This window comes from Klebsiella sp. GN_Kp190 (assembly GCF_040061795.1).
Lineage (GTDB): Bacteria > Pseudomonadota > Gammaproteobacteria > Enterobacterales > Enterobacteriaceae > Klebsiella > Klebsiella michiganensis.
Map to the genome: position 1 here is coordinate 86581 of NZ_JBEAFN010000028.1, position 25637 is coordinate 112217.

Annotated in this window: 11 protein-coding genes; 4 read left to right on the plus strand and 7 right to left on the minus strand. The window is 59.4% G+C overall.

Annotated elements, in window-relative coordinates; all coding sequences use genetic code 11:
• The first annotated feature begins 24 nt into the window (after window positions 1-24).
• The 4 genes from ABLU67_RS16900 to lysM all read left to right on the plus strand — a co-directional run bounded on the left by ABLU67_RS16900 (window position 25) and on the right by lysM (window position 2867).
• Complete coding sequence (locus tag ABLU67_RS16900) at window positions 25-870, plus strand: BtpA/SgcQ family protein (RefSeq protein ID WP_224293822.1); 846 nt, start codon at window positions 25-27, stop codon at window positions 868-870.
• The gene (locus ABLU67_RS16905) at window positions 870-1514 is read left to right on the plus strand and encodes a TenA family protein (RefSeq protein ID WP_154905738.1); all 645 of its coding nucleotides are present in this window, start codon (window positions 870-872) and stop codon (window positions 1512-1514) included. The genes ABLU67_RS16900 and ABLU67_RS16905 overlap by 1 nt, the downstream gene beginning before the upstream one ends.
• Window positions 1515-1611: 97 nt before the next feature.
• Entirely contained in the window at window positions 1612-2172 is a 561-nt protein-coding gene (locus ABLU67_RS16910; RefSeq protein WP_348852394.1) for a nucleotidyltransferase family protein, read from the plus strand.
• 245 nt (window positions 2173-2417) lie between these two features.
• Window positions 2418-2867, plus strand: a complete 450-nt coding sequence (gene lysM, locus ABLU67_RS16915) for a peptidoglycan-binding protein LysM (RefSeq protein ID WP_025106332.1) — start codon at window positions 2418-2420, stop codon at window positions 2865-2867.
• A gap of 168 nt (window positions 2868-3035) precedes the next feature.
• Here the strand turns inward: lysM and ABLU67_RS16920 are convergent, their stop codons facing one another.
• The 7 genes from ABLU67_RS16920 to ybtA all read right to left on the minus strand — a co-directional run bounded on the left by ABLU67_RS16920 (window position 3036) and on the right by ybtA (window position 25466).
• A complete protein-coding gene (locus ABLU67_RS16920; protein WP_348852395.1) occupies window positions 3036-5057 on the minus strand; it encodes a TonB-dependent receptor in 2022 nt (673 codons plus the stop codon).
• 129 nt (window positions 5058-5186) lie between these two features.
• Entirely contained in the window at window positions 5187-6764 is a 1578-nt protein-coding gene (ybtE, locus tag ABLU67_RS16925; protein WP_064357424.1) for a yersiniabactin biosynthesis salycil-AMP ligase YbtE, read from the minus strand.
• Between the two features lie 3 nt (window positions 6765-6767).
• Window positions 6768-7571, minus strand: a complete 804-nt coding sequence (locus tag ABLU67_RS16930) for an alpha/beta fold hydrolase (RefSeq protein WP_048262810.1) — start codon at window positions 7569-7571, stop codon at window positions 6768-6770.
• Window positions 7568-8665: a Gfo/Idh/MocA family oxidoreductase gene (locus tag ABLU67_RS16935; RefSeq protein ID WP_048262809.1), complete on the minus strand. Its 1098-nt coding sequence runs from the start codon at window positions 8663-8665 to the stop codon at window positions 7568-7570. The genes ABLU67_RS16930 and ABLU67_RS16935 overlap by 4 nt, the downstream gene beginning before the upstream one ends.
• Window positions 8662-18138 carry a yersiniabactin polyketide synthase HMWP1 gene (gene irp1, locus ABLU67_RS16940; RefSeq protein ID WP_348852396.1) on the minus strand — a complete coding sequence of 3159 codons (9477 nt, stop codon included), beginning with the start codon at window positions 18136-18138 and terminating at the stop codon, window positions 8662-8664. Before irp1 ends, ABLU67_RS16935 begins: the two co-directional genes overlap by 4 nt.
• Before the next feature lie 86 nt (window positions 18139-18224).
• On the minus strand, window positions 18225-24323 hold the full coding sequence (locus tag ABLU67_RS16945; RefSeq protein WP_348852397.1) for an amino acid adenylation domain-containing protein: 6099 nt from the start codon (window positions 24321-24323) through the stop codon (window positions 18225-18227).
• Window positions 24324-24506: 183 nt separating this feature from the next.
• On the minus strand, window positions 24507-25466 hold the full coding sequence (ybtA, locus tag ABLU67_RS16950) for a yersiniabactin transcriptional regulator YbtA (RefSeq protein WP_025106339.1): 960 nt from the start codon (window positions 25464-25466) through the stop codon (window positions 24507-24509).
• Window positions 25467-25637: the final 171 nt, after the last annotated feature.

Sequence of the window (25637 nt, forward strand, 5' to 3'; positions counted from 1 at the left end):
TGTTCCCTTAACAGGATGGATAAGATGGTTGCTATCTCAGCAGAAAAAACGAATGCAATACAAGCTATTTTTTCACGTAATAAAGTTGTTATTGGTGTTATTCATTGTGATCCTTTTCCCGGTGCGCCGAAATATCGAGGGAAATCAGTCCCCGGTATTGTTGAGCGTGCACTTCGCGATGCCGAAAATTATATTTCGGGCGGCGTTCACGGCCTGATTATTGAAAACCATGGTGATATTCCTTTTTCCAAACCTGAGGATATCGGTCATGAAACCTCTGCGCTGATGGCGGTGATTACCGAGAAAGTTCGCGAGCGTTTTGGTGTGCCGCTGGGCATTAATGTCCTGGCGAACGCGGCGATCCCGGCGATGGCGATCGCCCTGGCGGGCGGGGCCGATTTCGTCCGCGTAAACCAGTGGGCCAACGCCTATATCGCCAACGAAGGATTTATTGAAGGGGCGGCCGCTAAGGCGCTGCGCTATCGCAGCATGCTGCGCGCTGAACATATTCGCGTCTTTGCCGATAGCCACGTCAAGCACGGTAGCCACGCCATCGTTGCCGATCGTTCGATTCAGGAGCTCACGCGCGACGTGGATTTCTTCGAGGCCGACGCGGTAATTGCGACCGGCCAGCGCACGGGCGATAGCGCAACGATGGAGGAAATTGACGAGATCCGCGCGGCGACGGAGCTACCGCTACTGGTGGGCTCCGGGGTGACGCCCGCCAACGTGAGTCAGATCCTCGGGCGGACCCAGGGGGTCATTGTGGCCAGTACGATGAAGGTCGATGGCGTCTGGTGGAACGATGTTGAGCTGGCCCGGGTGAAGCATTTTATGTCGGTCGCTCAGGCCGCGCTGGAGGAAGCATAATGGAAGCGTTTAGCGAACGCCTGCTGCGCGAACATCAACCGGCGTGGCAGGCGATGCAGCAGCACCGTTTTGTGACTGATATCGAACAGGATCGTCTGCCGACAGCCGTCTTTAACCGCTATCTGGTGTTTGAGGGCAACTTTGTCGCGACGGCAATCGCGATTTTTGCTCTCGGGGTTAGCAAGGCGCCGGGTATTCATCAGCAGCGCTGGCTTATTGGCGTCCTGAATGCCCTGGTTGACACGCAGATTGCATGGTTTGAACAGGTGTTATCAGAACGGCGGATAACTCCCGCTGATTATCCGGACGATCTGCCCGGCGTGCGGCGCTTTCGCGACGGCATGCTGCGGACGGCCCGGCAGGGAAGCTATGAGCAGATTGTTACCCTGATGTTCGGTGCGGAGTGGATGTATTATTTCTGGTGCCGACGGGCGAGCGAACATCACCAGAGCGATGCGGACGTGCGCCGCTGGGTGGAAATGCACGCGGAGGACGAATTTTATCAGCAGGCGCTCTGGCTGAAGAACGAACTCGACCGCTGCGCCATGGCGCTGAGTGAAAGCGAAAAGCAGGCGCTGTCGGCGCTTTACGGCGATGTGCTGCAGTGGGAAATTGATTTCCATCACGCTGCGTACGAGGAGTAGTCGTGCGCTAAACAAAGGGGTCGCCGAAGCGGCGCCCCCTGAACATTGATACTATGATTGGACGCATACTCAGGTTAATCACCGTTTCAGGGAAATCATGAACTATCAGGATGAATTGCAGAGATTATTGTTAAACGACCCGGTAAGAATGAACGCGCTGTACGCCGTTCAGGCGCTGGAACTCAGCGATGGCTGGATTGGCGCCGGCTTTGTCAGAGATGCGGTCTGGGATCATCTGCACGGCTACGGGCAAAGGCCAGTTTCGGGTGATGTGGATGTTGTCTGGTTCGACGCGAAAAGCGGCAGCGCCGCCGACGATAGGGCGCTGGAAGAGAGGCTGGGCCAGCAATCATCCGCCTTTAACTGGTCGGTGAAGAATCAGGCCAGAATGCATCAACGTAACGGTAATAAACCTTATCACTCCACGGAGAATGCGTTGTTGTACTGGCCTGAAACGGCGACGGCTATCGCGGTCAGAATGGGACGTTCAGGGCTTATTGAGGTTATCGCGCCTTACGGGCTGGACGATCTGTTTGCACTCCGTCTGCGGCCCACGCCGGTATTTGCGCAGCATAAGCTGGCTATTTTCAGCCAGCGCGTCGCGGAAAAACGCTGGCTGCAGCGCTATCCAGGCCTGCAGCTGATTGTCCCGACCTGAGCCGTTTTCGCCATCACTGCGGGTTAACGCCTGATTTTATGTCATGCCCACTGGGCAGAGTACCGATTTTCCTGCCGTATCCGGGCAAATATCCTGCACGTTGACGCTTATTGATTATACTTTGATGGCAGGTTGTGCTGCTTCAGGCGGTTGCCGCTCTGGGGTAGCAGAACCGACATCCTGGAAATGGGCTTAACCGGTCTGATGAATATTTGATCGTGAAACAGTAATGGAGGTATGGAACGATGGGATTATTAAATTTTGTCAAAGAAGCGGGCGAGAAAATATGGGACGCCGTCTCCGGCGGCAGCAAGGAAGATAAGGCCGACAAGCTGAAAAAACATATTGATGGTCTTAATCTGCCCGGTGCCGAAAAGGTCAATATTGATGTTGCGGACGACGGCACCGCGACGGTTACCGGCGATGTCGGTTCGCAAGAAGATAAGGAAAAAATTCTGGTGGCGGTAGGTAACGTCACCGGCGTTGGTCAGGTTAATGACAGCGTGAAGGTGACGCAAAGCGGGGCGGAAAGTCGTTATTATACGGTGAAATCCGGCGACACCCTGAGCGCCATCTCTAAAGCGATGTATGGCTCTGCTAATGACTACCAACGTATTTTTGAAGCCAACAAACCGATGCTGACGCATCCCGATAAAATCTATCCGGGTCAGGTGCTGATTATTCCGGCGAAGTAAGCGCTGAATTCCTTCGGCAGCAGCAGGCCGATGGAATTATCTTCAAGGCCGGCCAGTGACAATATAGGTTTTGTTGCTGGCTGGGGTTGTCCCAGGCGTTTTCCTGACGTCAACGAGTTAAATTCGGTGATGACAGGGATGCGATTATTGCATCCCTGTATCGTTGGATCAGAAGAAATCAATTCGCGTATTGATACCGACGGTGCGGCCCATATTAACCTGCGCGACGGCGCTGCTGCCGTTCATATATCCATAGATACGGTAACGACGGTCGAACAGGTTATCGACATAGACGGAAATATTCATCCGTTCCGTCGCCTGCCAGCCAATGCTGCTGTCCAGGGTGGCGTAGGCGCCTTGCCGCAGCTGGTTGTCGCCATCGAAATAGTGCGGCCCCACCAGATTAACCGCCAGCCGGGGCATCAGTGCGCCATAGCGCGTATCAATCACGCCATTCACGCTGCTTCCCGCGCCGTAACGCGGTACGAACGGCACCCGGTTGCCGTGGTACAGCTCGCTGTCGTTGGTGAATTCGGAACGGATCATGTTGCCATTGATATCCCATGACCAGCCGGGGGCAAACCGCCATTTCGCTTCCAGCTCAACGCCGGTGGCGTCGGCTCTCCCCGCATTGCTTAAGGTCTGCATTCCGACCGGGCCAGAGTAGAGCTGCATATCTTTGGTGTGGGTATAAAAGGTGGCGGCTTGCAGCGTGACATCGGCGGTGTCGTAACGGGTGCCAATTTCATAGTTGATGGATTTTTCCGCGTTGAACGGTTTGGCATCAAGACCTGCGGTAGGCACGATATTATATCCGGAAGGTTTATATCCCTGGGCGACGCGGGTATATACTCGCCAGTCGTCGGTCAGCAGATAGCCTGCGGAGAGCTGTCCGAGCACCCGGTCGTCATTGCTTTTACCCTGGTCGCCAAATGGGTTTCCCCGCATGCTGCCGTGATACTGCGTGCTGGCTTTATCATGCGAGAAACGCACACCGCCGCCGATGTCAAAACGTTCGGTTAAATGCCAGGTCAGATCGCTGTAGGCGGCAAGGGTTTCAGCGGTGGTATAGCCGGTGCTGCTTAAATAGGGCATCGTCGGCATATCGTAGGCGGAATTTAGCTTTTCGCGGGTGTTCTGCCGGTACAACCCAAATACCATATCCACGGTACGCGTATCGCCGAGGGTGGCGGCGCGTAGCTCCTGTACATCCTGGTTCCAGCGCTGGGGCATATTGACGATCAACGAGCCGGAAGGGAAGGTCCGGGAATAATTCTGCTGCTGCCAGGCGCCGATCAGATTGAACACCCAGTCATCGGTAGCGTATTTACCGCTTAGCGTCTGGCTGTCAGTACAGCGCCGTAGGTACGGGTCCGGTGAACCCTCGCCGAGAGATAGCGTACGGCTCTTGAGATCATTCCATGCCACGTAGGCATCCTGTGTAGCGCGAGTGCATTCGCGCGCGGCGGAAAACCCCATTTCCCAGGGCTGGTCGTCCGGCGCCAGACGCAGTTTCACATTCCCGATACTGGCGCGGGTACCGCCTAAATCATCGCTACCGGTCGAGGGGTTAATCATCTCGCCGTCATCAACCTGGCGTAAAAGGGTCACGCTGCCGTATAACAGGCCATCCTGAATCGGGCCGCTCAGGTTGAGTTTGCTTCGATAACTGTCACGACTGCTGACGCCGCCTTCAATATAGCCGCGTGGCGTGCTGTCCGGCTGCTGGGTGACGATGTTAATGATCCCGCCCTGGGCGCTTTTGCCATACAAGGTGCCCTGCGGTCCTCGCAGCAGCTCCACGCTTTGCACATCGGTCAGCGCCTGGATGGTGTTGGTCGAAAGCTGCGGGACGCCATCGACATACAGGGTAACGGCGGGGTTATAAAAGTCCTGGGCCGAAGAGATGCCGCGTAGGGAGATCGTTGAAAAAAGCATGTTGCCGCTATTTTCAATATTCAGCCCAGGCAACACTCTGGGGAGTTTGTCACTGGCGGTAACGCCCGCGTCGCTTAACTCCGTCGCGCTGATAACGGTAGAAGAGACATTATTGGCTGATGCCGAGCGGGAAGACTGTTTGCTGGCGGTGACCACCAACGTGCTTTCGTCTTGCTGTGAGGTTTGGCTATGAACAGCGGCCGGGAGTAAAAATCCCCCCAGAACCAGAGGATAAAACCGTGTTATTTTCATTGTTATGAATCCCTGAAAAACGGCGAGACGCCAAAATACCGATAATGGTGAATTGAAAATGATAACTATTTCTAATTGCACTGCTACCCGAAACGGGTTTATTTCCACCTGTTTCGGGTAGCGGGGCGCTTATTGGGCTGAATGGCGATAACGCTCAATGGCGAGCGCCGTCAGGCGCTTTTTATCTACCTTGCCGACGGCGGTGAGCGGCCAGTGGGTCAGAAACTCAATTTGATCGGGAATCTTCCACGCGCTGATCCCCATTCGGACCAGCTTTTGACGCAGCTGTTGATAGTCAGAGGGAGTGCGTTGCGCGATGATAAACGCGCATATCCGCTCGCCAAGCAGCTTGTCCGGCGCGGCGACCACGGCGCAATCCTTTACGTCTTCCAGACGCATCAGCACCGATTCCACTTCCGCAGCGGCTATTTTCTCTCCGGCGCGGTTGATCTGCTCTTTTATACGCCCCTCAACGTACAGATTTCCCGCCTCATCGAGCCTGACATTGTCGCCCGTACGGTAAAATCCTTGCGCGGTAAAGGCCCGCGCATTGTGCTCGGGAGCGCGATAATAGCCCGTAATAGTATAAGGACCGCGCGTTAATAACTGTCCCGTTTCGCCGGGCGCAACGTCGTTCTCCTCTTCGTCAACGACGTGAATTTCATCCAGGGGAGACATAGGGCGCCCCTGGCTGTGGAGAACGGTGGCCAGAGGATCGTCCAGCCGGGTAAAGCAGAGCAAGCCTTCCGCCATACCGAATACCTGTTGCAGGGGACAATCAAACGTCGAGATAACCTGCTCAGCAAGCGTTGGGTCAAGCCGGGCGCCGCCCACCTGAATGACGCGTAGCGAAGAGAGATCGCTGTCTTCCCACTCTCTGGCCTGCACCCAGAGCTGCGCCAGCGCCGGTACCAGGGCGACGTGGGTCACGCCTTGTTCAGCGATTAAAGGCATCACCTCATCGCAGCTGGCGCTGTCGGTCAATACCACTTTTCCGCCGCAGGCAAGGGTTCCCAGAATACCGGGGCAGGCCAGCGGAAAGTTATGCGCCACGGGGAGGACGGCGAGATACACGCTCTGTGGCTTAAGGCCGCACAGTTCGGCGGAGGCGCTGAAGTTATAGCTATAGTCAGCGTGCCGTCGCGGGATAAGCTTTGGCGTCCCGGTGGTGCCGCCTGAGAGCAGCAGCAGCGCGGTGCCGGCAGCATCGGGCTGCGGCCACGCCTGCCGTTCGCCGCGCAGCGAGAAGAGCGGCGTAAAATCGTCGCCTTCGGTCTCACCTGCGACCAGAACTTGCCGCAGGCAGGCGTGTTTGCGCGCCATCTGGCGGGCCAGGTCCGCGTGGCTTTCTCCGTGAATCACATAAGCGGCCGGTTGCGCCAGCGCCATCAGCGCGTCAATATCCAGCGCCCGCTGCGAGGGCATCGCCAGAACAGGGATAACGCCCAGTCTTAACAGCGCGAACAGCAGGATCACAAATGCGTTGCCGTTGGGGAGCTGGATAAGCACATGTTCTCCCGGACGCAAACCCAGCGAGTATAACCCTGCAGCAAGCTCATCGACCCGAAGATCGAGCGCGCTGTAGGTCAGCGAGCCTTTGGCATCAACGACAGCAATTCGCGAGGGATAGCGAGCCGCCCAGTGGCGCAGCTGTTCAGCAATGGGGAAGGGATACTGTTTTATCAGAGAATCAAAGGAAGAGTGCATGCGTCACCTTTCTGAAGTGCAGGACCGATTTTGCAAAGCGGTCGTCGCAGAAAATACGTGGGGAAAATGGTGAATAATCTGCGTAAAAAAGGCCCTGGATTGTTGCAGCAGATAAAAATGGTCGCCGTCAATCACCACCTCGCCTGCGATATGGTTCAGCCACGGACGCCAGGCCTCCATCTCCGGCCGGGAGGCTTCACGATCGCGGCTGCCGCACACGAGCAGCGCAGGCGTGCGCAGCGGCGGAAAATCGTCGAGCGAGTCGTAGTGATAGTGCTCAGTAGCGTAAAAATCAGCGCGCAGAAGAGGAAGAAATAGCGACAGTAGCTCCTTGTTTTCCTGTAGTTCAGGCGAACATCCGCCGATATCGATCAGTTCAGCGATAAAGTCGGCATCATCGCGGTCGCTGAGCCTACGCCGGGAATGCAGATGAGGGGCATGGCAGCCGGAAATAATCAGCCCTTGTGGGGGAAGCCCCCGTTGTTCCAGAAGCCGGCAGGTTTCAAACGCCACCTGTGCGCCCATGCTGTGCCCGGCAAGTAAAAGCGGGGCGTCAGGCGATACGCTCTCTTCCAGTTCGTCCGCCAGCAGCGACGCCAGTTGCGTAATGCTGCTGAGCGGCGCCAGATGGCGCAGGCGATCGCGCCCCGGCCAGGTCACCAGGGAAAGCGCGATCTCCGCCATGGGGTGGTCTCGCCAGCGGCGAAACGCGCTACTGCTGCCGCCCGCGAAGGGGCACATCACCAGATGCGCCGTACTGGCGTTGCGGGCGGGCCATAACGGTATACACATGGCAGATTGCATCACCGGGACTCCTCATCGTGGCGGTAGAAAGCCGGTAACCGGTCGTGACGCGGCGGCGTCAGATGTCGGATCTCCGCATGGCCGGTCTTACGTAAAATCTGCTGCCATAACTGTGATAACGCGAGCTGATGAGCGGAGTGGCAGGCCGCCGGCAGATTTCCACCCGCCAGATGGCAGCGCAGCTGCTGTAGCAACCTGCCGACCCCCTCCGGCCCGGCGGTTTCACAGCAATCACGCCAGCTCAGGGGAGCCGCGCTGCGCGTCTGACCCGGCGGGTCGCGCAGGATCTCCGGCCTGCGGTAGAGACTACGAACATTCGCCTGATGTTCTGCGACAAACAGGCTGGATGACCAGACCACGGGGCCGTAGCTTGCCTCCAGCGAAAGATGACCTTCCGGCCAGCCCAGCAGCAAGCGGTGCATAATCAGGCTGTGCATATCAGGATCGTCAGGATCGAGATAGCGCTGAAGTAGCAGACAGGCTTCTCCCGCCGGCCAGAAAAGTCTCAGACAGTGAAAGTCGCTAAAGCTACCGACCACTTCGCACGCCACGCTGGCGGCATCAACCTCTAGCGCCAGCAACAACAAATCCAGCGTGGAGTAGAGCAACTGTCGGCTGGTGGTAGCGTGAGCAACCGACGGCGCCTGATCCAGGCTGCGACGTAACCGCTGCGCATCCCCGAGCCAGGCGCGACCCGCACGCGCGTGCGGATAAAACGTGTTGACCCAATAGCAGCGGCCCCGTTCCTGCGCCAGCGCTTGTAAAGAACGGACGTCATCCGGGTGGAGGGGATGCTCCTGAATCACGTGCACGCCGCGGGTCAAAAAGTGCCGGGCAAGCTGGGTTCCGCTCCCGCCGGCGACGGTTGAGCGCACGACGATACAGGCGATATCCGGCATCTCGGCGATCTGTTCCGGCGAGGTATACAGCGGGATTCCAAACGCATAGGCCAGCTCTCTCGATCGCGCGCTTCCCTGGGACAGAAGACCAACCAGTTCCAGCCCCTCCTGGGGCTGCATAAAGGCGTTGAGGTACATTTCGCCAAATTTAGCGCCCACAATCAGTACGCGTAGCTTAGGGGCGGCGGACGACATCATAACGTGTTCTCCGGTTGCGTTGAGGTTGCGCCGAGCCAGCGCTTGATATGCTGCGCACAGGTCTGAACGTGGGGGGGCTCCAGCATGATTTGCCAATGGCTGGCTTTAATCGCATAGCTGTCGGCGCGGTCTATCCAGGTTTGCCATTCGGTTTCCGCTGGCGTCCAGCGCGCGGGTCTCATCGCGGCATGCACGATGAGACAGGGGAGCGGAACGGTTTCGTCCGGCGTATGCTCGGTCAGTAAGCGCAGCAGATGCGCGATGTTGTCGATCCACGCTTCCGCCGCCTGTAGCGTCAGGTTTTGCGCCATTATTCCCGCTGTTCTGGCAAGGTCGATAAAATAGGCAAGCTGGCGGTCGGGCGTCAGCCGATCGAAATGTTCCGGCAGCGCCAGCGGCGTATCTCCTTCGGCTAACAGCCGCAGCAGGGCCGTCCGGTTTGCGCAACGAAAATCCTGTCGACACACGGGATCGATTAACGCCAGCCGTACCTGCTCGCCTTTGGCATCCAGGCGCTGCGCGGCGCCCGCCGCAAGAAAAGCGCCATACGACCAACCCGCCAGAACATAAGGGCCGTGCGGCTGCTGGCGGCGGATACTCGCGACATACTCATCGATCATCCGATCAAGCGTGGCAAAACGCTGCGGCGATTTTGCCTGCAGGCCGAAAACGGGCATATTCAGCGCGCTGGCGAGCGGCAGCCAGGCGCTGATATCGCCGTCTGAAGCATGGAAAACAAACAACGTTTCGCCGCCACCGCCCTGGCAAATGGGCACAGGATTCTCCTCTGCCGACGAACAGGCCTGCAGATGGGCGCAGAAGTCGCTGAGCGTTGAATGGGTGAACAGATCCTGAAGGCTGGCGCTGGCAATTCCTCTGCGGTTCAGCTGCGCGACCATCCTTGTCGCCATCAGGCTGTCGCCGCCCAGCGCGAAAAAGTCGTGATGTCTGGACACGGGGCGAGACAGCAGCGTTTGCCAGAGTTCAGCGACCTGTTTTTCCAGCGCCGGATCTCCCCCGGAGCTCGGTGTCGATTCGGCTGGCGCAATCTGTGCGTCAGGCGGGGCCGATAGCGGAGTAAATAACGTTTCTCGCTGCCGGATCTGCAACGCGGGCAGGGTGGCGCCAAAACGCTGCTGCAGATAGCGGCTCATGGCTGCTTTATCCGGGCGATTCACCCCAGGCGAACGTGCGACCAGCAGATGCTGGCGCAGCGGCGACGATTCCTGCGGCGGCCAGGCCAGTTCGTTGGCAAAACCGGCCTGCACAAGCACTTCCTGCCATGCCGAACGGGTGAGCATAGGTTTTTCATCCCGGCGGCGGAAATCGCGGTATCCGCTTAACCCTTCGATAAAGCCGACGCTCGCCAGCTGGAATACGCTGTTTCGTTCCGTCGCTTCAACGATCAGCAGACGTCCGCCGGCTTTCAGCAACCGCTTTAATCGGCGCAACGACTGTACGACATGGCTGGCGTCGTGAAGCACGTTGACGGCAATAATCAGGTCGTAACCCGCCTCGGGGTGGGCGGTAAAATCCAGCGGCTGGTTGATATCGAATAAGGCGTAAGACACCCGCGATTCATCGTGGAAACGGGTTCGGGCGTCGTTGAGGAACTGCGCGGAGACATCCGTGAAGTGGTATGACAGCCGCGTGTTTCGCGTGGCCTTCAGCACCGGTTCCGCGGTGGCTGCGGTTCCGGCGCCCACCTCGAGGATCCGTTCTGCGCCGCAAAGGGCGGCAATCTGCGCGGTATAGCGATTCAGACAAGCGCTGGCGGGGTTTTCGCGATACAGCGCGTCGGTTACGCGCAACGACTCGTTGAACAGCAGTTCCAGCGGCGAACACTGCCCGGAGAAGAGGTCGTCGTGCCGGGCGATGCAGGCGTCAAGATACTGCGCCAGCGCCTGGCTCCAGTGGGTTTGCGGGCAAGCTTCGTGAGGTTCGGGAATTTCGCTGAGCGGAATGCGGCAGCGCCAGCTATCCCCCTCGCGCACTAACCATTCTCTTTCCGCCAGACACTGCAGCCACTGGCGTAGCAGGCGCCGGTGTGACGCTTGCGCGCCCAACGCCTGTACTATTTTGCCAAATGGGTGGGCAACCTCCGGGGTGGTGAACAGACGGTGGCGATATAGCGTTGCGGCAATCCCCTGCAGCGCACGCGCCTCCAGCCAGCGCCAGGTCGCTTCCAGCTCGTCAAGTTGCGTCTGTTCAGGCAACGGCAGCGCCAGTGAGGCGAGATCGTGCTCATCATGTAACGGCGCTGAGGGCGGTGGATCCTCGGTCATAACGATATCCAGGGTTAACGCGCCATTTTCGCTTAATTCCGCTCTGGCCTGTTGGATGCAGGGGTATTCCTGCGCCGCTTGCTCAATATCCCGCAGATCGTAGTCTGTCTGCGCGTTCAGCGGCCAGCGGCGGCGGGGAATGTGTTCGGCAATCCCGCTGTCCATGGTCTCCAGGACTTCAGGGGTGGCAATGGCGGCCTGCAGGATGGCGCAGTAGTCATTAAACATCGCTTCAGCCGCGCCCGGTTCCAGCACGTTATCCATGCAGTACCAGCTAAACGTCAACGCGCCATCGCTCTCCATCACCTGATGATCCAGCCAGACCTGCGGCGTTTGCGTAAAGACATAGCAGGGTTCGCCGAACAGATGACTCATTGCCCGGTCGATAGCCATTCCTTCCAGCGTCATCCCCAGCATGCTGGTAAACACCACCGGCATCAGCGGTTGACGCTGGGATCCGCGCTGGCGCCCCAGCTCGCGGATCGCCTCAACGCCGTTCACTTCGCTGTGCGCCATGTTTTGCCAGAGACGCTGCTGGGTCCGTTGCATCTGCTCCTGCAGCGTTAGCGGCGTTGAGAAGTTAAAATCAACCAGCGTGACGGAGGTAAAATCCCCGATCAACTGATTGATTTGCGGGTGGATCGGCTGGCGATTGAAGAACGTCAGGTTCAGCGTAAATGCCGTGGTACGGCTCCAGCGCTCAAGGGTGGCGGCAAACAGCGTGAGCAGCGCGGCGGAGGGGGTGACGCCCTGCTGCTGCCAGCGTTGTTTCGCCGCCTGCCACTCTTGTCTATCAAGCGTCGAAGTGAACGTGGTGAAGTGCGGGGTTTCCGGCGGAGTCTCCACCACCGGCAGTTCCGGAGCTGAAGGCAGTTGCGGCAGTTTTTCCTGCCAGTAATCCCAGGCATCGTGCCATGCTGTTGTTTGTCGGCGCGCCTGTTCAGCCATCACGTAATCGCGGAAGGTGATATCGAGCGGCGGCAGCGTTTCTCCGCGCCATACCTGGGCCAAATCGTCCATCATGACTTTAAAGCTCTGCACATCGAACTGCAGAAGATCGAGGTTCATGTGCAGGCGGTAGCGGCAATCGTCGATTTCGCTGACCACCAGCTCAAAGAGCGGCCACTGGTCGGCAGGTAAAACGCGATAGCTCAGTTCATGGCGCCGTTTTTCCAGCGCCTGGCACTGCTCTTGCGGGGAAAGCGCGCGCAGATCGTCGCGCGGGATACGATACGTCGGGGTTGTCGCCAGAACGCGCTGTTGTCCATCTGCATCCACCACCATCCGCAGCATATCGTGGCGGGCAATGAGCTGGTTCCATGCTTTCTCCAGTACGGCGAGATCGAACTCATCGTGGCGTTTATCCCATTCAAACAGCACGTGACAGGCAACGCCGCCATAGCCAATAAGATGGGTTCTGCCCAACCAGTAGGCATGCTGAATCGGCGTCAACGGGAAGGGCGCGTAACGCTCAGCGGCATCGTGCTGCAACGCTTCCGGCGGCGATACGGCAGGCGCCGTCTCTGCCTGAGAACAGATAAGCTGTGTGAGCCCGTGCGGCGAGAGATCCTGCCACGCCCGTTCCGCGTTGATGCGTACACCCAGGTCATGTTGAATATCGCTGCTGAGTTCAAGAAAGAGCAGCGAGTCCATTCCCAGCTGTAACAGATCCTGATCTGCGTTCAGCGAAGCAGGATCGTTCAGTCTTAGCTGCACCGCAATGCGATTTTTCAGCCATGTCATCACCGCCGCTTTATCGCTGATGCTACCGTGAAAAGCATGGTTATCAGCGGGAGTCGCGGCCGGAATCGCGGCGTGTTCTGTTGCTGCGGCGTTAAACAGAGCCTGCTGCAGCGGGGGCATTTTGTCGGTGAAAACGCGCATGGCCAGTCGCCAGGCGGCGCCGCGCATCACCGCTTGTTCAAGGTGCCAGCGCCCCTCGGCATCGCTTAACGCGCCCATGCCACGATCGGCAAGGGTCGTCAGCATCTCTGTCGTAGCCGCCCGGCCGCTTTCTCCCCATGCGCCCCAGGCGATGGAGAGCACTTTCGGCGTATCAAGGGAGGAGAACTGCCGGGCGAGCCCGTCAAGATAACCGCAGGCCAGCGCATGGGCGCTCTGGCCTGGCGCGCCGAGGGCGGCGGCAGCGGACGAATAGAGAATCAGATAACGGGCGTCGTGGTTGCCCAGCGTTTGTAATAGCTGGCTTGCCGCCTGCGCTTTGACCGCGAAAACGGCGGCCAGCTGGTGGTCATCGAGTTCCTGCAAGGGCCCATCAGCCAATACGCCAGCGGTATGAATCGCTCCGGCAATGCCGCCGCTGGTCACCAGTTCATCAAGAACACGGGCCAGCTCTCCGGCATCACCCACATCACAACGGCAGACGCGAATCTCCACGTCCGCTGTGTCGCCTGGCCATGACGCATCCACGCGCGGCGCCAGTAGCGCGATGCGGCGCGCCCCTTTTTCTCTGAGCCAGTTCACGGCAAGGCGGCCCAGTCCGCCAAACGCCCCGGTCACCAGATGCCAGCGGTTATCGCCGGCAAACACCTTCGCCGGTAATTCGGCGGCGCATCCCGCATTGGGCGCCAGCGAAGGGAGCCAGAAGCCATTATCCCGGGCTGCAAGCCAGCGTTGTGACAATGAAACAGCGCTTAATCCTTGACGCAGCGTTTCCCACGAGGCGTTTTCAGCCATATCGATAGCGGCGATTAACCGTTCCGGCTGTTCGTTGGCCGCGACGCGAAGCATAGCCCACAGCGCGTGATGGGCCGCTGATAGCGCCTCGTTTTCCTCGATTCGCCACGCGCGGCGGGTGACGACAATCAAGCCGCCTGGGCTGGCGGTGAGCGCCTCTTTCACCTGTGTCGCTAACGCCAGCGTCTCCTCGCTCTCGTCGACAATCATCAGGACAGAAGGGGCCTGCGGATCGTGAAGAATGCCGTATTGCGCCAGCGCCTCTTCGTAGGCAAGGGTACCGGCGCTGAGGCGGAATACCAGCGGGCGGCTATTACTGTCGATGCTGAGGGGCCTCCAGCGCCAATGATAATGCGTCTGCGGCGCAGGAAGAGGCGCGTCGGGCGCCAGCGGCAGCCACTTGCCGTCTGGATGACGGGCTTCCACGCGCATCTCGCCGCGGGAAAAGGCTGCGTTTCGCCAGCTTAAGCGCACCTCCCCCAGCCATTGCGGGGCGGTAACGAGGGGCGGTTTCACGGGGGAATCGTCGCCGTGCCGCGCGGAGAGGCGCCGCCAGGCCTCCTGCCAGCGGGCGGTAAACCGTTCCGGCTGACCTGCGCAATCGGACCAGTCGGCGAGATAATCAGGGTTATCCGGCAACGTCTGTTCCAGCGCGGATTCTGATGACGTGGACATCTCCTGGCCGGGCAGGGTGGCGAGAATGATATGTTCGCTCATACCGGCGGTCGGGCTGTCGTCCTGCGGTAGCCACGCTATTTTGCAGAATCCGGCGCGGCGGCACTGCTGCTGCCACTGATGGGGGGTGAGGAAGAGCTCGCCTTCGCGGGCGTCGATATCCTGTAGCGGGAGGACCAGCGGGCCGAAAACGAAATCAAACAGACGCATTGGCTGGGTGATTTCGCGCATCAGCAGGCGCCCACCCGGCTTGAGCAAGGGACGCAGATTATCGAGGGTTTGACCGATATGGCGCGTGGCATGGATCACGTTAGCCGCGACGATAAGATCGTAAGACTGCGCCGCAAAGCCCTGAGACTGCGCCTCTTGTTCGAGATCCAGCTCGTCGTAATGCACAAAGTCATAGTCGGCGAATTTCTGCTGCGCGCGGCGGGTGAACAGTGCGGAGATATCGGTGAAGTGGTACTCCAGCGCCGGTACGTCTTTGAGTTCAGGCAGCAGCCATGCGGTGGTGCCGCCGGTTCCGCCTCCGACTTCAAGAATGCGCAGCGGCTGATGGGGCTGACGCGCCTGGACGATACCCCGTAGTACCCCGGCGGCAATCTGGTTGAAATAGCGGCCAAAGCTGAATTCCTGATATAGCACCTCTACGCCGTCGGAAGCGCCTTGCGGGAAGATAATCGCCACCGGCTCTTCCGCGCCGCTCATCATGTCGTATAACCGATCGCCGGCACGGGCGATGGTATCGGGGATAGCCTGATAACCTTCACAATAATCGGCGAGTTCCGTCAGCAGAATTTCCCGCTGCTGATGTTCAATGGGGCGGGCGCGGTAGTAGCGCCCCTCAGCACAGCGGTAGTCGCCGTCGACCACGCAGTTATTTAGCAGGCGCTGAAGCAGCTGCTGGTAGCGGGGCATCAGTCGTCCATGGCGCATAATGGTGATGGCGTCCACGCCGTTATCTATCGCATCGCCCGTACAGCGTTGTACCAGCCGATCGACATAGATGGCGTGCAGTCGCGTGGCGCACTGTTTAAGCGCCTCCAGACGGGGGAGTTCGAGCGCTGTCGCGGCGCTGTTGGCCACCTCTAATCCAGCGGCAAGCACAGCATCGGCAGGCTCGCAGGCGGAGGTGGCGCGTTCTTTCCAGTAACGCTCGGTCGCAAACGGATAGCATGGCGCGGAGATACGTTGCCCATCGCCTGCCAGAAGATCGGCCCACGGTAAGGTGACGCCGGCCGCGTATAGCTGGAGAAGCGCCTGATTCAGGACAGCGCTCGCCTCCTGTTTACGCCGGGCGCTGGCTATCCAGTAAGCGTCATCGCGGTATTCGCGCTGTCCGGAGGCAATCAGCTGGGCGTCGGGCCCCATTTCAACAAAAACGCGGGCACCGAGCTTGCGCGCCGCCTGAATACTCTGAATAAAACGTACCGGCTGGCGCATATGGCGGCGCCAGTAATCCGCCTGGTTGAGCGTCGCCTCGTCAATGAGTTCGGCGGTAAGCGTGGAAATCAGCGGTATTTGCCCCGGCTCGGCGAGCAGACCCGCGCAGGCCTCCTGGAAGCGATCGAGTATTGGTTCAAGTAAAGCGGAGTGCGCCGCGCCGGTTACGCTCAGGCGACGATAGTCGATCTCGTGTTGCGAAAGCGCGGCGCAAAACTCCGCGATACGGGCTTCCGGCCCGGAAAAGACCGTATGTCGGGTGCCATTGTTGGCGGCGAGATCCAGCTCGAACTGACGGGCCAACGGCATCAGCGCCTCTTCTTGCGCAAATACCGCCACCATCGCGCCGCTTGCGCACAGCTGCATCAGCGCGCCGCGCCGACATACCAGCGGCATGACCTGCTCAATGGTATAGTGTCCGCAGACAACGGCAGCGGCAAATTCGCCGACGGAGTGACCCATGGCGAAGTCGGCCTTCAGTCCTTCAGCGCGCCAGTGGGCCGCCATCGCGATTTCGAACGCGACAATCGCCGGCTGGGCCCAGGCCATATTGTCAAGCTGCGCTGAATCGGGATTAAACATCGCTTCCCGTAGCGAAGGCGTGAGCATGTCGCGACAGGCGGCAAAACAGCGCTCCAGCGTATCGGCAAACGCCGTTGAGTGCTGGTACAGAGACTGGCCCATAGTGCGCCAGTGCGAACCCTGCCCGGTAAACAGCCACACCTGTTTGCCGCTGGCGCCGTGGCCGCTATAGACCGGCGAAGTCGATTTCGCGCCAGCCCAGGCGCTGAGCGCGGCGGCGGTGTCATGATTTAATGGCGCCGCCAGGCGGAAGGGAAGATCGAGACGGCGCGCGCGTAACGCCGTGAAGGCCAGATTGTTGGCATCCGCGTTCTCCCTCAGCGCCGCGGCATAGTCCGCTGCCAGCTGCCGCAACGCGGTGTCGCTGGCGGCGCTGAGCAACAGCGCGGATCTCTTGCTGCCGTCATCCGCGGCGGGGTAGCTTATGTTGAGTTCGTCGGGCAGCGAAGCGACGATCATATGGCAGTTGGTGCCGCCAATACCGAAGGAGGAGACGCCCGCGTAGCGCACTTCGTCCTGCCACTTCTGCGCCGTCACCGGCACGGTAAAGGGGCTTTCCTCGAGCTTAAGCGCCGGGTTTGGCGTGTGAAAATTCAGCATTGGCGGAATTTTTCCGCGACTGACCGCCAGAACGGTTTTCAGCAGTCCGGCAATGCCCGCCGCGGTATCCAGGTGACCAACGTTGCTCTTCACGGAACCCAGCGCGCAGCGCTGTTGCGGCGGGCGGGGAGCGTAGACGTTGCGCAGGGCTTCTATTTCAATCGCGTCTCCCAGCGGCGTGCCGGTACCGTGGGTTTCAATGTAGCCGATCTGCCTGTCGTCGATGGCCGCCAGCATTAACGCCTCTTCGATGACCGCTTGCTGTCCTGCCACCGACGGCGCGGTATAACCCACTTTTCTGTTTCCGTCGTTGTTGACCGCGCTGGAGAGGATCACCGCGATAATCGGATCGCCTGACAGCAGCGCGTCCTTCAGGCGACGCAGCACCACGCAGCCGAGACCGTTGCCGGCCCAGGTGCCCTCTGCCGAGGCGTCAAAAGGGCGACAGTGGCCGTCGGGAGAGAAAATCATCCCGGGCTGGTAGCGGTAACCCGCCTGCTGGGGGAAGGAAAGCGCCACTCCGCCGGCTACCGCCATATCGGATTCGCCTGCGCGCAGGCTTTCGCAGGCCAGATGGACCGCAACCAGCGAACTGGAGCAGGCGGTCTGTACCGATAACGCCGGGCCGTGCAGATTGAGTTTGTAGGCCGCGCGGGTGGCTATATAGTCCTTGTCATTGCCCATCAGAGACTGCAGGCCTTTGACCTGTGCGACCTCTGTCACGTTCAGGGCTTCGCGGCCGGGATAGGTGCTCATCCGCGAAGAGGCGAAAACGCCGGTCTTATGGGGGACGGCGCCCGGGGCGTAACCTGCATGCTCCAGCGCATGCCAGACCGCCTGTAAAAACAGGCGCTGCTGGGGATCTATCGACTCCGCTTCCTGCCGCGAATAGCCAAACAGGGTGGCATCGAAGCAGTCAGCGTTGTCTAAAACCGTTCCAATATTGACGTAACAAGGATCGTCAATAATGGCGGTATCCAGCCCGGCGGCCAGAAGCGCTTCGCGCGTAAAGCGTCGGCTGCATTCGCGGCCTTCCAGCAGATTTCGCCAGAAGGTTTCGCCATCCGGCGCTTCAGGAAAATGGCAGGCGTAGCCGATGACTGCGACAGGTTCGCAGTCCGGGTAGCGTTGAGCGATCGATGCATCAATGGAATCTGCTGTTGGCGCAGAAGAGAAGCGCAAGTTATCCATAATCGGTCCCGTTTCCTAAAATTGACAAAGTCAGTGGCGCGCCATGCGTTGGCGATGGCGTCCGGGAAAAGTCAGTTTGTTTCGCGTCAAATGCGCCGCTGACGCCGGCGAACCGGCCGCACGCGTTTGGTTTTCTCCTCCAGGGCTACGCCAGCCAGATAATTGGCCAGCGCGACAGGAGAAGGGTGAGTGAACAGGTCAAGCAGCGTCAGGGCGGCGAATTCGTGACGTTGTAACAAGACGTGCAGCTGTACCAGATTCAGCGACGTGGCGCCCGCCTCAAAAAAGTTCTCTGCGGGTGCGACAGGCTCGCCAACCACCTCGCGAAAGGCGTCGCAAATCAGGCTGACGCTGCTCTCGTCCGCCGCGATCCGCGGCTGAGCGCGCTCAGGGCGCTGCCGGCGGGCGCGTCGCTCCGTGACCTTAAGCGGGGGAACCAGGTCGGCGAGCGGCAGCTGCCAGCTGCTGTCATCCTCCGCCATTCGGTTAAGCAACGCGCAATACTGTGCAAACTGGCGCTCCACCTGCCCGTCAGGAAACAGGGCGGCGACAAAATCCCAGTTAAAGCGCAGTTCCCCTTCGGATTCATAAACCTGGTGATCGAGCCAGACCTGCGGCGTCTGGGATATACCCCACACCGGTTTGAGCAGATTGCGCCGGGCAAGGAAATTATCCTGCTCAAAGCCCAGCGCGCTGGTAAAGACGACGGGCATTGGGACAGCCGGTACGTTTTGCCGCCGCGCCAGTTGCCGCATCACGCGGATTGCCGACACATCGCGGTGGTTGAGGCTCTCGCTTAGTCGCTGCTGTAATAACCGCGCGCTTTGCAGCCAGCTCTCGCCGGGATGCCAGCTCAGCAGCATCAGCGAAGTAAAGTCGCCCAGGATCTGGTTGATTTGCGGGTGCAGCGGTCGTCTGTCGAAAAGCGTAAGGTTAAGCGTGAAATCGGGCTGTGCGCTCCATGCAGCAAGAATCGTTGACCACACGGATAACAGTACGGCCGACGGGGTGAGATGAGCGTCAGCCGCCCGCTGTTTCAGGCGACGCCAGCGCGCGCTGTCCATTGCCCCATTGAGCCGTGCGAAGCGCGGCGTCTCAACGTCCTGAGGCAAGCAGCGTAGCGGTAACGCAGGTGCCGGAGGAATATCATCAAGCTGCGTTTGCCACCATGCCAGAGAGTCGGGATTGGGCGTCCGCAGCGCGGGTTGCTGCAGATAATCCCTGAAGGTAACGGGAAGCGGCGGCGGCAGCTGCTGCGGATAGCGATAGCCGTGTTCCAGCTCTGACAACAGGATCTGCATGCTCAACCCGTCAAGCAACAGGTTATCCAGACACAGCCACAGGCGGGCGGGCATCCCGTCGACGAACCCGACCTGGAGATCGAATACCGGCCAGACTTCAGGGTTGAGAACCTGATGCGCCAGTCTGTCGCGTACCTGCAGCGCCTCTTCGGGGCTGTGCAGGATGTGCGCGGGTATCACCCACGGGGGAGTCTGTTCGAGAACCCGCTGTTGTCCATCCCGCACTACGGCGCGCAGCATATCGTGGCGGGCGATTAACCGGTTCCAGACCTTCTCCAGCCGGTGAATATCCAGATCGGCAATTTCAAATTCAACAAAGAAGTGTGAGCCTACGCCGCCAAGGGCAAAGCCCGGCTGACGCCCGACCAGGTAAGCCTGCTGCACATCAGTCAGCGCGAAAGGCCGGTAGCGTTCTTCAGGGGAGTGGACAAAGGGTTGTTCAACAGGGAGGTCGGTTTTACGCAGCGTGGCGGCAAAATCAGCCAGCCGGGGGTGATTAAACAGGTCGCTTAATCGTGCTTCATAACCCGCCTGGTGGAGCTGTCCGATCAGCCTGGTGGCTAGCAGGCTATCACCGCCATGCTGGAAGAAGTCGGTTTCTCTGCTGACGGCGCCCATTGACAAGAGCGGCTGCCAGATGACGGCAACCTGCTTCTCAATATCGCCCAGGGGTAAATCCGCTTCAGTCCGGTTTTCAGCTTCCGGGGTATGACAGCGCTTTAGCGTCTGATAGTCAATTTTGCCGTTCGCCGTCAGCGGTAAGGCGTCAAGTAAGAAGATCCGTTTCGGTACCATCCACCCCGGCAGACGTTCGGCGAGAGCGGACTGCAGCTGACGAGGATCGCGGCGTACCTGGCTAACGGGGCATTGTACGAGAAAGCGCTGCAATCCCTCGACTTCATCGCCGTGCTGGCAGTTGAAAGCGGCGGCGGTAAATATCGCCCCCCAGTCAGCGCTATTGTGAAGTAAGGCTTCGGGCTGACCATCGGTTAACAGAAGCGTGCTGAGCAGGGCGGAGGGCGTTAACTGACGAAACTCCAACACATAGAGCAGCGCGCCTGGAACGGCCAGCTGCTGTAATGCCGCGAGGAGCCCGGGCTCTTCCGGCAGCAGACGATGCAGGGCGTTATTCAGCCAGATAATGTCCGCCGAATGAGCATGCGCCGCCAGCGTGTCTGCACTCCAGAGGGCCAGACGGGCGTCAGACCACGGTGCAAGCCGCTGTCGGGCGCTCAGCAGCAGCTCCTGGCTGTGCTCAAGCCCGACATACTCAATCTCGTCAGCGCTGAGCCGGGTTAGCAGGCACTCTGCGGCGCGGGCGGTGCGGACACCCACCTCTAGCAGGCGTACCGGGCGCTGTAAACGCCGGGAAAGCTGTTGACAGATTGTCGCCAGTTCCTCGATATACAGGGCGCTGGCCGGATGGTCGAAAGCCAGACTTTCCGGCGACCACCGCGCATCGTTCAGTAATGACAGTTCGTGGCGAGCGCCGCGAAGGATCTGCGTTAAGGTGAGGTCATGCCCGCTGAAAGAAGGAGGGTCATTCTCCGGCGCTTCCCCCGCACAAACCTGATAACCCTCAGCGGCGGGCTGCAGCCGCTGTTGGGTCACGAGAAAGGCTAACCAGCGTTCCACCACGGCCCGCCAGCGAGGCTGGATAGCGAGAGCATTCATCAGGGGAAGAGGATCGGCGCCAGGAGTTTGACCCGGTTTCAGTTTTAACAGGCGATGCTGAAGAAAATCAGCGACCTGGCCGGCGGAGATTTCCGGGGGGCAGACACAGCAGGGCAGCGTTCCGGCAAGCCCGCGCCACTCCTGGGGCAGCGCCGGGTCCCGATGATGGGTAACGCAGAAAGCCGAACCCTGAGGCACAACCCAGGCCGCCAGGGTCTTTTCTTTTTCGCCGATCGCCACAACGGTTGACTGTTTCACTCCCGCCAGCTGGCTGAGCGCGCTTTCGATTTCACCCAGCTCGATGCGATATCCCCCGACTTTGACCTGCTTATCGCGACGACCGAGGAACTCTAACGTACCGTCTGGCCAGTAGCACCCGAGATCGCCGGTGCGATACCAGCGCGCGTTCGATTGCGTTACAAACTGCTGCTCGCTGCGTACAGGATCGTTAAAGTAGCCTTCCGCGACCCCGATACCGCCAATCCACAATTCGCCCGGTACCCAGTCCGGGCAGTCCCGGCCCAGTTCATCCACCACCCGGTAACGTTGGTTGGCCAGCGGAAAGCCATAAGGGATGGCGCGCCAGTGGTCAGGGACCCGGTTAATTTCACAGGCGTTAGACCAGATAGACGCCTCGGTGGCGCCGCCCATGGCGATAAACTGTCCCTGGGGGCGGAAGGCGTGATAGCGGGCAGGGAGATCGAGGCCGATCCAGTCGCCGGAAAGCATGACCGCCCGCAGTTTCTCCGGCGCGGCGTCGGCGAAACCTTCACACCAGGTCAACAGCATATCGAACAGCGCCGGGACGCTGTTCCAGAGCGTAACCTGATGACGCTGGATCAATTCGCACCATGCGCGGGGATCGCGCCGTTGATTTTCCATAACGATAACCAGCGCGCCGCCGGCGCTCAGAACGCCAAAAATGTCGTAAACCGATAAATCAAAATGCAGGGCGGAGAGGGCCAGCACTCTGTCTCCGGGACCCACCTGGTAACGGGTATTGATATCGCAGCAGGTATTCAGCGCTGCACGGTGAGAAATGACCACGCCTTTCGGCGTGCCGGTCGACCCGGAGGTATAGATAATGTAGGCCGGCTGCGTCGGCGCGCACGCCGCCTGGTCGGCTAGCGGCTCCGCCTCGATGGCCTGCTGCCAGGTCAGGTGGGAAATATCGTCTGACCAGGCGCTGGCGTCGTGCTGGCAGGTGAGCACCAGCCGGACGTTGGCGTCGGCGTAGATTTTCCCGCGCCGCGCGGCGGGCTGGTCGAGCGAAACCGGAACGTACACCGCCCCGGACAGCAGAACGGCGAGGACCGCAACCAGCTGTCCCGCGCCTTTCGACATTGTAATAGCGACATTGTCGCCGGGCTGAACCCCGCAAGCGATTAACCTGCCAGCGCAGCGGCGCGCATTCTCGGTCAGCTCACGATAATTCCACTGATAATGTGCGTCCGTTACCGCCAGCGCCTGCGGTTGCCGGAGGGCGATGCGGAAAATACCTTCATGCAGCAAGCCCTGAGGAACGGGAGCGTCGGTTGCGTTAACCCGTTGACGTATCTCCCGCTGGCTTTGGGGCATCCTGTCCGCGAACGACTTCTTCCAGGCGCTTTCATCATCGCAGAGTTGGTTAATCAGCTGGCAGTAGGCGTTGAACAACGTCTCGACCAGCGCCGGAGGGAACAACGCGTCATTGCTATCCCATTGTAGCCAGACCTCGCCCCGATGCTCGAACGCCAGATGATCTATCCAGACCTGCGGCGTCTGCGAGATGCCCCATTCCGGTTCGCCCAGCGGCGACTCGGCGCGGCTGCTGTACAGGGAGCGCCCCAGATTGCTGGTAAATACCACCGGGGCGCCGTGGGGATGGCTTTGCTGGCGTTTGAGTTCACGAAGGAGCTCGACGCCGGACCAGTGGCGATGATCCCAGTCCTCAGTAAACGTGAGCTGGTTTTTACGCGCCAGGTTGCTGACGGTATCGCCATCGCAGGCGGTATCCAGCAGAAGAATATTGGTGAAGTCGGCAAGCATTTCGTCAACCGCCGGGTGCAGCGGCTGGCGGTCAAATAACGTGATATTGAGCAGCAGCCGCGTCAGGCCGCCCCAGCGCCCCAGAACGGCAGCAAAACAGGTCGCCAGCGCCATTGTCGGCGTCACGCCATTCTCACCGGCCCGTCGGCTAAAGGCGTTCCAGCGTGTTGTCGGGACAATCATGCGGCGTCGGGTATTACGGACTTCACGCAGCGTGGCGGGTTCGCAGGCTAGCGGTAAAACCGGCGCGGGTGGCAGCATCGATGCTTTCGCCAGCCAGTACGCGCGCGCTTTGTCGAGCAGCGGCTGATTGATCTTCTGCTGATGCAGCAGATAAGCGCGGAAATCATAGCGGGGGTCGCCGGGCGGCAGCGACTCTCCGGCCAGCAGGGCGTTAAGTTCATCGAAAAACAGCGTAAAGCTGGAAGCATCCATAATCAGCAGGTCGATATTGACATGGAGGCGGTGGCGATTGTCCGGCAAGAGCGTCAACTGGAAATCAAAGGTTTCGCCCATTTCCACGCGTAAAAGACGGTGGCTCAGGCGCTGGCGCAATGTTTCCAGATAGGCCTGGCGGCTTGCCTCGTCGGTCTGGCGTAAATCATGAACGGTGACGCCGTTCCAGTATGGCTGCGGTAGCCAGACCTGCTGCCCGTCGGCGCGAAAGGCGATATGCAGCATCGGGTGGCGTTGCAGTAAGATCGTGATGGCCTGCTCCAGCTTTGGCGCCGTCAGATCATGGCCGGCAAACTCCTGATACAGATGGCAACCGACGCCGCCCAGCGTCTGTCCGGGCATTCGGCCCGTCAGATAGGCATGCTGTACCGGCGTCAGCGGGAAGGGGGTACCCTCGCTCATGACTGGCCACGCCGCGTCCGCCGGGGAGCTTGCATCATCCGGTTTTTCACCCGAACGGCTGCGCATCAGCTGGCGCCATGCTGCCAACGTGGGGGCGGCATACAGCTCGCGAAGGGTGAGGCGGTAGCCCTTTTTACGAAACCAGTGTAACCATCTCATTAATCTTATGGAGTCCAGGCCCGCCTGGATCAGATTGCTCTCTTCCTGTAACTGCTGCGGCGCTACATTCAGTTCCTGTATTAACAGTTCGCGTAATTGTTGATAATCGGCCGCTTCGCCGTTGTCCGATAACAGCGGATCCTGAGAGGGGGCGCCAGAAATCATTCTTCCTCCTGATGGCACGTCATACCAAAAGCATTGCTTATATGAGAATAATTATTATTAACAATTGAGCGCTACCCGAATCGGGTTTATTTGTGCCCGTTTCGGTTTACGGTCGGCAAAAAACAAGGCCCGGATGGCGAATCCGGGCCTTGTTAACGGAGGAGTTTCTGGGGTAAGCCCTGGTTAGATCAGACGTTTGAAGGTCGACGGGGTGACGCCAAACTGCTTCTGAAATGCGGCGGAGAAATGGCTGGCGTTGGCATAGCCTAGATCCGCCGCCACCGTCATAACGGAAGTATTGCCATTGGCCAGCCGTCTTCTTGCCTCCTGCATGCGTTCAGCCTGAAAAAGACCATAGACGCTGTTGTTGAACAGAACACGAAATCCCCGCTTAATTTTAAGCACGCTTAAACCGGACTCTCTGGCGAGTTCGGTGACCCCCGGCGCCTGCGTCAAATCGGCCAGCAGCAGATCCTTTGCCCGCAGCAGTTTCTGGCGTTCCATCGGATTGAAGTGGCAGGAGGAACAGCTGGCGTCCTCGCGATGTTCATCCAACACCAGGCTGAGCATCACCAGACTTTGTCCCTGTAGCCATAACGTCGACGGTTTTTGTTCATGACTGAAGCCGCCGTGCATCCGCATCAGCGCGTGACGCAGGGCCTGAGCCGTTAGGTGAGTTTCGGCATTACAACGCTGCTGCTGGCAACAGCAGTGGGAGTCGATCTTATTTTTAATGACCGAGCTAATATCCGGCACCCACAGCGCGAGGGCTTCAGGGCTGAAAGAGAGCGTAATGCTCTCGAACCGGCCGCAGTAGGAGGCGCTGCCGCGGCAGTCTGGCGTATGGGTAATGTAATGACGATCGCGCGCGAGTTCCCAGTCGGTGTGGCGGCTGAGCCCCTGGATCGCAAAGCGCGATGTGCCTTCCAGAATGCAAGAGAAGTTAATCCTGCCCAGGTCGTCGTGCAGCTGCAACGTCTCGGGCTGAGCAAAGTGGCCCCGCCAGAGCAAAATATCCATACCTTCCTGCAAAGAGCAGCGCAGCAGCTCACACTGGGCAGGAATAGCGCCGTCGTTCGCGGGTTTTCCAACCACTAGCTGGTGAATAGAGATTGCAGATTGCGTTTGTGGTGACTCCGTCATGACCGGGTTATCTCCCTGTGGCTTAGACCAATGCGGGTATAAATAGAACCGAATGGGGTAGATGAGTAATTGATAATGGTTATTATTCACATTAATTCCCGGAACGCCACCTTGAAATAGTGTTTTTGGCGTCCATAAAAATTCATCAGGAAAATCAGTCGCTCCCATGTC